This window comes from Spirosoma sp. 48-14 (assembly GCF_001898575.1).
In the GTDB taxonomy this organism is placed as follows: domain Bacteria; phylum Bacteroidota; class Bacteroidia; order Cytophagales; family Spirosomataceae; genus Spirosoma.
Map to the genome: position 1 here is coordinate 159,105 of NZ_MKUD01000006.1, position 9,306 is coordinate 168,410.

General features: G+C 46.6%; 10 protein-coding genes and 1 pseudogene. 9 read left to right on the forward strand and 2 right to left on the reverse strand.

Going from position 1 to position 9,306, the window contains the following annotated elements; all coding sequences use genetic code 11:
* Nucleotides 1–9: 9 nt before the first annotated feature.
* Together BGO59_RS06130 and BGO59_RS06135 are read right to left on the reverse strand one after the other, a co-directional pair.
* Entirely contained in the window at nucleotides 10–279 is a 270-nt protein-coding gene (locus tag BGO59_RS06130) for a hypothetical protein (protein ID WP_293682190.1), read from the reverse strand.
* A gap of 34 nt (nucleotides 280–313) precedes the next feature.
* Nucleotides 314–2,200 carry a sensor histidine kinase gene (locus BGO59_RS06135; protein WP_293682193.1) on the reverse strand — a complete coding sequence of 629 codons (1,887 nt, stop codon included), beginning with the start codon at nucleotides 2,198–2,200 and terminating at the stop codon, nucleotides 314–316.
* A gap of 301 nt (nucleotides 2,201–2,501) precedes the next feature.
* Between BGO59_RS06135 and BGO59_RS06140 the strand changes: the two genes are divergently transcribed.
* From BGO59_RS06140 to BGO59_RS06180, 9 genes and pseudogenes are all read left to right on the forward strand, one after another.
* Nucleotides 2,502–3,353 carry a hypothetical protein gene (locus BGO59_RS06140; protein WP_293682196.1) on the forward strand — a complete coding sequence of 284 codons (852 nt, stop codon included), beginning with the start codon at nucleotides 2,502–2,504 and terminating at the stop codon, nucleotides 3,351–3,353.
* Between the two features lie 195 nt (nucleotides 3,354–3,548).
* The gene (locus tag BGO59_RS06145) at nucleotides 3,549–4,061 is read left to right on the forward strand and encodes a lipocalin family protein (protein ID WP_293682199.1); all 513 of its coding nucleotides are present in this window, start codon (nucleotides 3,549–3,551) and stop codon (nucleotides 4,059–4,061) included.
* A gap of 103 nt (nucleotides 4,062–4,164) precedes the next feature.
* The gene (locus BGO59_RS06150; protein WP_293682202.1) at nucleotides 4,165–4,680 is read left to right on the forward strand and encodes a hypothetical protein; all 516 of its coding nucleotides are present in this window, start codon (nucleotides 4,165–4,167) and stop codon (nucleotides 4,678–4,680) included.
* 74 nt (nucleotides 4,681–4,754) lie between these two features.
* Complete coding sequence (locus BGO59_RS06155) at nucleotides 4,755–5,099, forward strand: hypothetical protein (protein ID WP_293682205.1); 345 nt, start codon at nucleotides 4,755–4,757, stop codon at nucleotides 5,097–5,099.
* 13 nt (nucleotides 5,100–5,112) lie between these two features.
* Nucleotides 5,113–5,952, forward strand: coding sequence for a DUF4476 domain-containing protein (locus BGO59_RS06160; protein WP_293682208.1), 840 nt, complete (start codon nucleotides 5,113–5,115; stop codon nucleotides 5,950–5,952).
* A gap of 83 nt (nucleotides 5,953–6,035) precedes the next feature.
* Complete coding sequence (locus tag BGO59_RS06165; protein ID WP_293682211.1) at nucleotides 6,036–6,944, forward strand: hypothetical protein; 909 nt, start codon at nucleotides 6,036–6,038, stop codon at nucleotides 6,942–6,944.
* Nucleotides 6,945–6,970: 26 nt separating this feature from the next.
* On the forward strand, nucleotides 6,971–8,089 hold the full coding sequence (locus tag BGO59_RS06170; RefSeq protein WP_293682214.1) for a hypothetical protein: 1,119 nt from the start codon (nucleotides 6,971–6,973) through the stop codon (nucleotides 8,087–8,089).
* Between the two features lie 74 nt (nucleotides 8,090–8,163).
* Complete coding sequence (gene tssD / locus BGO59_RS06175) at nucleotides 8,164–8,589, forward strand: type VI secretion system tube protein TssD (protein ID WP_293682217.1); 426 nt, start codon at nucleotides 8,164–8,166, stop codon at nucleotides 8,587–8,589.
* A gap of 106 nt (nucleotides 8,590–8,695) precedes the next feature.
* Nucleotides 8,696–9,306 (forward strand): annotated as a pseudogene (locus tag BGO59_RS06180) (hypothetical protein); the annotation flags it as partial.

The window sequence follows — 9,306 nt, forward strand, 5'->3', positions numbered from 1 at the left end:
CTAGAACCATCAAAAGAAATCACTAATGGCGTCTTTGATTTTGTTGGTCGATACAATAAACGGCTTTTTAGTTATCGTAACCGAAATAGGCGTTTTAGGGCCAGTCGGAGTACCCATTATTTCATAAGTACCTTCCACAGCGCCAATCGCTGTTTTAATGTGGAATGTGCCTTTCGATTCGTTACCGTCGAATGTACCTCCTTTTTCTTTTATGGCTGTACCAGCCTTGCTGGTAAACTGGTTGGGCGTTCCTGGAAAATCAATCTGAAATGTGCTCATAGGGTTTCGGTCTGTACTGCCTAACTATCTAGTCTTAAGACGAAATTGTTTTGAAAGGTAATCGGTGTAGCGGACTTTCTGTTTCCAGGGGGCAGTGTAGCGTAATGGTAGTGCCTTGCCCGCGTGTTGACTCGATTCGTAAATCGGCATTCAGATTCTCGGCTCGTTGCCAAAGATTTCGTAAGCCTGATCCTGGGCTATTCGTTGTCCTGTCAAAACCCAGTCCATTGTCTGAAATAATTAACTGCAGGAGGTTGGGGCTAATCTGGAGAGATATACTCACCTGTGTTGCTTTGGCATGTCGGATGATGTTGGTGAGGCATTCCCGGCTAATGAGGCATATCTCCCGCTTCTGTTTCTCCGTTAGGCAGATCGAGGTGTTGCTGTTGCCCAGATCAAGATGAAGGTTGACGGAGGTTTCGTTGAAAAGTGAATATGCAATGTCCTGAATCCGCAGTCCAATGGGGGCCAGTGAATCACTGGTTGAATTCAAGCTCCAGACAATTTCCCGCATTGAATCCATCACCTGCCGGGAGGTCTGGCCAATGGCTGACAGTCTTTGCCGAACCCGTGGGTCCAAAACGAGCCTGGCCGTTGTTTGACTCAGAATGCTGATGGCGCTTAGTTGTGAACCCATTTCATCGTGGAGGTCACGGGCAATCTCGTCGCGCAGGTTGTTGAGCCGGGTCTGTTTACGCTCATTTTCCTGAAGTTGTTCAATCCATAATTGCTGCATTTGTAGTTTTTCCTGACGAATTAGCTCATGCCTTTGGGCGATGCCTAGTGCAAACGTTACCATTTCCAGTATATACCCTGTTATAAAAATGGCTACTTCAGCATCGTACAGGGTTGATGAACCCCAGAAAACAGAACGATTGATAATCGAAGCAATGCCACTCAGTAAGAAGAACAGAATGCCCCAAAATAAAAACTTGGTAACGGTATCATAAAGACGACCGATTGTGTAAAGGGTATATAACCCGAACAGAACCAATCCAATGTCGGTGATTCGGTGAACCTGTTGCCAAACCGGAACGGTAAACTTGTCAACTACTACCAGTATATCGCCAAGACCCAGCAAGATGAAGATACCAATCGATATCCGATGAACGGCATTGGCGTAGGGCGCTCGGGTCGATAGCTGAATATATTCGCACAGAAACAATCCGTAAGCCGCCAGTGACCAGTATAGAAAGCTCAGGGAGTGACGGCTCACAAAACCAATCGGCCGAAGCAAGGGCCAATGGTCTATAAAATGCATGTAATCGTCGGCCATCATGCTCCGTAGCAGTACCAGAAGAACATACAGGGCGTAATAGGAAAGTACCCGATCGCCCAGAATAACGTACTGCATGATCGTGTATAAAAACATAATCAGCAGGCTGCCAATAAAAATCATTCCCAGATAACGAGTCTGTAAATGCTTGGTAAGCTGATGGTTCTGAAAATGCTGATAGCCTTCCCGGCTGAACAGGAGTGGGTAGAAAAGGCTATTGGCGTTATTGATGTCCAAGGTTCGATTCAGGTAAACGACCCGTATCTGAATGGTTTGCTTCGGAGGAATCCGAAACAGAAACCCGTTTCGGTGAAGCAGGCCAAACTCTGGATATTGGTCAAACTGAAGGGCAGGAGCTGGATAGAGCCAACCCGACTGCCCCAACAAGGTCAATTTTCCCCGATCCATCTTATAGATAATCAGTTGGTCTATTTCCTGAAACAGAATGACTTCCACTGAGTTTGTCTGGGGATTGCGAATCGAATACGTTGCCCGGATGGGTTTATTTTTTGCCGGGCTAAAGGCGGGTAATTCGGCACGGCCATTCGAGAATGGATAGGTATAGATTTGAGCTTGAGCCCCGATGGTGCTTAACAGAAAAATTAACAGGTAAAACCGTTCCTTGTAGTATGTGGATAAGTGCATTTAAAAAGAAGTTTGCCGGAGGCAATCTAACCAGCAACGCAAGTCGGTCATTGTAAATTTGCGACATTGATAAAGGGCTGTCATGGCTTCGATACCAATACACCTTGTGTTTACCAGTTAGGTGTGGCCTTGCAGGCTGTCCAGTAAGGGGCAAATCAGATGCAACGACAGGCTTCTTATGGTGACTGATAGACGCTAGGATCACGTTACCAGATGGACTTATCCCCCTTTTATGGGATTTACGGGCGCATGGAGCCGAAGTAGTTTTGTCATAAACAAACAGGCTTTTGCTCAATCCACCATGAATCAGTTCCGATTTTTCAAACCCCTCATCTGGATCGCCCTCCTTAGCATTGGGGTATCCTGCAAGAAAAGAGACAGCTCTGTCGATACAGGCCTTTCCACTTTGTTTTCCGACAAGTACAAGGCTTTAGGTTGGGATACCCAGAATATAACCAAAGTTGGTGAGCCTCAGAAAACAAAGGGCGGAAACGGCTATGTACAGTACTACAGCTACAACGGAAAAACGCTAGCCATTTATCATTCTAATGCCGGCACGTTTGGCATGGCCGCCCCCGATCTGGTCAGTAAATATGATGCCTTAGGCCAGGAAACGTTCAAAAATAGTGCGTTGGGCTATCCTACTTCCGATATGAAAGTTTGTGGAAGTGGCTGCGTTTACGCTGAATTTGAAAGGGGAGTCATTCTCAAATCAACGGCTGTAAGTGAAGCCGTAACCGTGTACGGAGAGATTTATAAAAAATACACTTCACTGAACAGATGGGATGGCGTTTTAGGCTATCCAACAACGGATGAACTGGATTTGACCAGCAAACGGGGACGTTACAACGTCTTTAAGGGTGGGCAGATTTATTGGGGTTCAACTACAGGAGCACAGGCATTTTGGGGGAAGACTCAAACATTATATGGTTCAACTGGCTACGATACTGGTTGGCTAGGATTACCTGTTACTAGTACCGTAAACAATTATTCTGGCTTGAGCTTACAACGGACAGGCTTTGAAAAAGGAAGTATTATCATTGATAATAATGGAAATGGCTGTGGCTCATATAATAATGTTCAAGGAGATCAAGTATTCTCAAATCAATCTATATGGGAATGGCAAAAAAACCAAAAGTACCCATGCTATTAAAGAACCCGTTCAACCTATAAATCCCACCTGCCAAACCCATGAAAACCCTCTTACTCCTCTCCATACTATTCATAGGCCAGCTCATTTTGGCTCCGGTAGCCATACGAACAACTGTAATCGGATAAGCGGCAATAGCTCCTGTTACCGTCGCTAACTCAAACACCTTCTCAGAAGTATTGCAAATTCTTATTCATCATGAAAACAAGTTTATTCTCTATCTGTATTGGACTTCTTGTGTGTATACTGGCAATAGCCTGTAAGAAAGAGTCTGACGTAACGCCTGATCTTGTTGGCAAATGGCAGCAACAAGCCTATCAATATCGCATTGTGTATGAGGTTAATGGGAGCCAGTATGACAAAACGGGTACCCGCAAACTCAGTTCTGGGAATACAATCGAGTTTAAAAGTGATGGTACGACCAGTGGCCTATCACCTGCCTATACCTATACACTCGTCGGCGATCAGCTCACGCTACGCTATGGAGCCTCTACTGAAACTGCCAAAGTGACGATTACGGGCGACCAGTTGACTGCAATCGGTAACAATCTCATTGCCGGACTATCGGAAGCCGACAAACTCAAGGAAGCAAAAAGCTGGGCCGTTGAAGTGAACGGAACCAGCGGGGGCGATGGGGAATATACCAATATCAGCAAAGCCACCAAAGCATCCGAAGTATACCCGATTTCGGTGTATAAACGGGTCAAATAGACGAGATAAACCTTTGTCGAGCAGATTCAAGCGCCGAGAATTTTAAATAGCGCTGCGTTAACGTATGTACTATATCGTTAGGTTATTTTCTCCGCATCAATGTATGAACGCTTTCGCTGTAGTTAGTAGTATACTTCTGCTGGGGCTTACTGCTAAGGCCCAGGTATTACCCCATCGGATGCGGGTAGGGCTATCCGCCGACTTGTTGGGCGCTACGCAGGGTATAGGTGCACAAGTACATGCTTCTTTCCGGTTTACCGACGATTACCGGGCTTTTGATGATCGACATCAGTATATCAACGCCGGTATTGGTATTGCCGAAGGATTCACTGGCCCTGTGGTTAGTATAATCGGGCAAACAGTGCCGCATTACCTGACGTATGGTACAGGCCGGGGCCGGGCTATGGTTGAACTTGGGTTTGCCGGGGTTTTTCGGCGAGCACCGACCCGACTGGTATCATCAAGTGGGCAAAGTAATGGGTTTGATTATGACAAACCGGATTGGAATTATATGCCCTCATTTCTGATCGGTTATCGATACACAGCGTACAGTGGCTTTTTGTTTCGGATTCATTTGGCTACCATTCTGCCGGGCGTGTCTATCGGTTGGGTGTTTTAACAGCTATTGCTTTGTAGGTACGACAGCTTATCGACGACCATCATTCGTTACCCAATACGACATCCATTTAGGCGATGATTGATGCACCTGCCCTTATTACGTTGATTGAGTCGACTGATCCCAACGACTCGTCGGCATTGGATACGCTTGATCTGCATGTAAGTTATTTTCTGGGGCATTCTTTACCCATGCGTTATACCCGGAGTCGCGATGTATTGAAAGGTATCCGGCCGGAGGGTTTTCTGGTGAAGATTGAAAACTGGCCAACGCACACATCTGTACTGGGCTGTTTTGTTCACGAAACCGGACAGGTTACCACCTTTGAATCGGGGAGTGGGCCTACGGAAGAACTAAGCGAACTGCACGTCATTATTCAGGCTATTGCTCATCTGAGAAGCCAGCCAATGGCTGATCAATAAATCATTATCCATCATGAAGACTATTTTGGGGCTACTGTTGGTCAGTTTGTTATATGGCGTGTCTGTTCCGGCCCAGACCCTGATAGGTCGATGGGAAGCGGAGGAAGTTTCGCTCGAAATTACCACGATCCTGAAAGCCGGAATCCTGGAAGTAAAACAACCGCATTTTGGGTCAAAACCGGCCCGAAATCGGCTGGTGGCCGAGTTTTGGTCAAATGGTACGTTTCGGATGAACGGCGAGCCGGGTAAGTACCGGCAGCAGGGCAATGAAGTCTATGCCGATGTAAATGGCAAAACCGAAGTTTATACCGTTTATCGGACGGGCGACCAGCTTCAGCTTTGGGGGCCCAATGTCGTGGCTTCCCAGAATCAGCAGGAGCGCACAGCCACCGCCATCATGATGACCCGGCAAATGGGCATGCAGGATAAGTTTGAATTTTTGCAGCCTACCGACCGCGTCAGCAGTATCCGATTAGGTACACATTTCCGCTACGTAGGCGAAGGGCAACCCGCTTACCAGAGCCAGGGCAATGCTTACTCAGCGCCCAACCGAGTCGACTGTGTGGTGAGCAGCGCCGATCTGGACCGCATCAAAGAGCGGGTAGAAGCGGCTGCCTTTGACACCGATAAGCCTAAAATTCTGAAAGCTGCTCTGGCCGCCAAACGCTGTTTCAGCACTGACCAGATTCTGGAATTACTGGCTCTTTTTACGTTCGATTCCGATAAACTGCCCCTTGCAAAATATGCCTACAGTTATGTAACGGACCGCGAAAATTACGATCAGATCACCGATGCGTTCGATTTCGATACCTCGAAAGACGAGTTGCGGACATTTATCCGAAGCCGTCGCTGATCAAACGGAGGACGCCAGGAGTAACAGGCGAATAAATACCATTGCCGAATTCACGCAATCCATATCCATTTCTCCACAAAACAATGATTACATACCGTTATTTTCTACCTTTTATTGGTCTGGTTGCTGGTTTACAGACTGTTCAGGCACAGCCGTTTATCACGCAGAATACGCAAGCTTCGGCGAGTGGAGTGACAACGTCCGCCCTGAGCCCGCGTAACCCTAAAGTTGTAGAATCACCCTTTTATCTAAAGGCTTATGGATTTTACAGTCTAGTGACCTTAGGCACCGACCGCTCTTTGAGCCGCACTTCGACCGGTTTTAACGTAGCGAGTAAAGGTTTAGGTGCCGGTCCGCGTATTGGGGCTGGTGTTGGCTTCATTATCAGCGATTTTGTCAATGTTGGTATTGATGCTGATTTGTTATTGGGCGATAAACTGGAGACTAGCTCTGCTTATAAGGAATCAAATAGCAACTACGTTCTTACTAGAGCAACGACGTTAAAAGTGCTGTCGTTTGTCCCTAATATTACTTTCAAAGCATTATCACGACCTTCTTATTATATCTATAACAGACTGGGTCTGGTGGGTGGATTGGTTCTTGATTACAACATTGTGCAAAACAGAACAGAGACCCCTATAAATGGAACCGCCACGAAAAATGAATATACAATTGACAGCCGAAAGAACGGTTTAGCTGTTGGGTATCAGGTTGCCTTAGGAATCCAATTACGACTAAGTCAGCATCTACGTGGTTTTGCCGAGTTAGTTGCCTACACGCAGTCATTTGAAAAAAGAGAAGATCTGATTTCGTCGGTAACTACCAACCAAAATGGGACTGTATTGCAAAGCAGCTTGTCGATTTCTCAATACAAGAGCCAGGGGGAGTATGTCCGAACAACTCAGGGTGGAATCGATGTATCTCAGCTTCCGAGCCTTAACGTACATATCAGCAGTGTAGGCTTAAGCACTGGACTGCTGTTGCGGTTTTGATAGACACCCGTATATACGACTGATTTATGGCAACTCCTTATCAATTAGCAGCGCTATCAGAAGCTGTTTATCAAAATTCACATCCTATAGGACGAGAACTCCATCCATTTGCCGATGGCTCCAGGTGGACTAAAGTTGCTGATGCGGGTGTAATGACTACGTTTAGTGGGTTTTATGCGGCAAAATTTGAGTGTAATGGCGAAAAGGTAATTGCCTACAGAGGGAGCGATGGGACGGATGCCAATGACTGGATTCCCAATCTAAGTCGGCATTTAATTAGTCGGGAAAGCGATCAGGTTGAACAGGCTAAACATTTTTTGGCGCAGAATCGTGATGCTACTGTACTAACTGGCCATTCGTTAGGTGGTTTTTTAGCCTGTACGATGGCCTTTCATTTTACCGTTAGGGTATGCTCGTTTAATGCCCCCTGGCCTGCTTCGGCAAGGTCGGTAGCTCATATTGGGGCTACTGTAGCGGCCGTGGCAGGGCCTACGGCGGGAGCAACTGTCGCCTTGGCTGCTTTACCGGTGGCCGTTGGTGGAACCTTGTATGAAAGCATTGTTGAGAATATGAGCCAAAGTTTTAGAGGGTCGGCGCTGATCGTTTATCAATCTTCAACGGATGCTGCGTCTTTCTTTTTGCCTCCAAGTATTACCCAACGATTAAATAACATAATTGTTAGACCGTTAGGACCTCACGGCTTGCATCCAATTCCCGAGGTGGTTTCGTATCTTAGTAGAGTGGCTAATTTTAACATACATTGGCCTCGGGTAGGAACTATTGGGTTTAGTGACAATAAAGACTATTGCTACATTGTGGGTTTTGTGTGCCGCCTTTGCTTATCAGCGGAAGGATTGGAATTCGGTGATTTAGAACTGGCAAGAGCTTACGCAAGACGGCAGGGTGTTAGCGAAACATGGGCCAATGAGAAGTTTAACGAGGGCTTTTCTTGCGCTTACGATCTAATCCGAGTACACCGCATCCATCTTTTGGGGACCATCGAAAGATACTATTCTCCTCCTTTACCAGCTATTCGAGCGTTCCAGGGAAGATCTAGCCATCAGCGACTTAATTTGGTCAATAGAATCAAAAGGTTTTTGGAACGGTATCCTTATGTCAATATTGAAGATGGCTGGCGTATTTAGTGGGTCAACCTTTGTAAAGATGGGTATGTAGCACTTCTAGTTTTTTCTTACTTTCTTTTAACATCTATACACACATGGCAGATTTTGCTTCCAGTTTCGATGCTTATTTTTCGTGGGCAGGTGGGCCCACAGGGGACGACGCAATCCCCGTCAATTCCTGTAATTTTTCGCTGTCGCAATCCATCGACGACAAAGGACGCATTGCCTCCAAAGTATTTGGTGGAACCGTGTTTGTGCAGATTACTCCCTCGGGTATGGACACCATGAAGCAGCTTTGGGAGTGGATGATTGATGCCGATGGCAAGAAAGAGTCGGCTCAGATCGAGTTTCGGAATATCGATTCTGAACAGGTACAGAAAAAACTTGAACTAACGGATGTTTACTGCGTACAGTATAGTGAAAGCTTTACAGAAGTTGGATCGGCGCCTATGTCGCTTAGTTTGACTCTGACGGCGCGTGAGCTAAAAATGTTTGACACCGCGCACATTAATCGGTGGTAATCAACAGCAACATCTTCTACACTGAGGGCCATTATTCCAACAGCAACTTTGTCCTGTTTCTGTAAATTCAGTATCTTATCGGTTGATAATTAGCCTGAATTACGTCATGAATAAGTTGCTGCTTCTTTTTTTAGGTGTATGGGCTATGGCTGCCCAGGCCCAGGTAACGTTTTCGGTTTCGTTCGCGGCCTCGCAAAGCCAGCAGCCGCTCGATGGTCGCGTATTATTTATGCTGGCAAAAACCGATAAGACCGAACCCCGGTTTCAGGTCAGTGATGGGGTAGCTACGGCTCAACTGTTTGGTATCGATGTTAATGGCTTGAAACCTGGTCAGGCAGCTACGATTGATGCCAGCGTGTTGGGCTATCCAAAATCGAGCCTGAAAGACTTGCCGCCGGGCGATTATTATGTGCAGGCGGTACTCCATAAATACGAAACCTTTACCCGCAAGGATGGGCATGTGGTTAAGTTGCCCATGGATCGGGGAGAGGGGCAAAACTGGCGGGTCGCTCCAGGTAATCTATTTAGTAAGCCGCAGAAAATCAGTTTGAAAGCGGGTGCTAAACAAGCCATGGCTGTAGTGATGGATCAGGTAAACCCGGCACTGCCTGAACCGAAGGATACCAAATTTATCAAGCATGTTAAAATACAGAGCAAACGGCTGACGGAGTTCTGGGGACGCCCCATCTATCTGGGCGCACACGTGTTGCTACCGGC

Coding starts and splice junctions, on each gene's coding strand:
- BGO59_RS06165 (WP_293682211.1), top strand. CDS start 6,036: ATGATTACATACCGTTATTTTCTACCTTTTATTGGTCTGGTTGCTGGT.
- BGO59_RS06155 (WP_293682205.1), top strand. CDS start 4,755: ATGATTGATGCACCTGCCCTTATTACGTTGATTGAGTCGACTGATCCC.
- BGO59_RS06150 (WP_293682202.1), top strand. CDS start 4,165: ATGAACGCTTTCGCTGTAGTTAGTAGTATACTTCTGCTGGGGCTTACT.
- BGO59_RS06135 (WP_293682193.1), bottom strand. CDS start 2,200: ATGCACTTATCCACATACTACAAGGAACGGTTTTACCTGTTAATTTTT.
- BGO59_RS06170 (WP_293682214.1), top strand. CDS start 6,971: ATGGCAACTCCTTATCAATTAGCAGCGCTATCAGAAGCTGTTTATCAA.
- BGO59_RS06160 (WP_293682208.1), top strand. CDS start 5,113: ATGAAGACTATTTTGGGGCTACTGTTGGTCAGTTTGTTATATGGCGTG.
- BGO59_RS06130 (WP_293682190.1), bottom strand. CDS start 279: ATGAGCACATTTCAGATTGATTTTCCAGGAACGCCCAACCAGTTTACC.
- BGO59_RS06140 (WP_293682196.1), top strand. CDS start 2,502: ATGAATCAGTTCCGATTTTTCAAACCCCTCATCTGGATCGCCCTCCTT.
- BGO59_RS06145 (WP_293682199.1), top strand. CDS start 3,549: ATGAAAACAAGTTTATTCTCTATCTGTATTGGACTTCTTGTGTGTATA.
- tssD (WP_293682217.1), top strand. CDS start 8,164: ATGGCAGATTTTGCTTCCAGTTTCGATGCTTATTTTTCGTGGGCAGGT.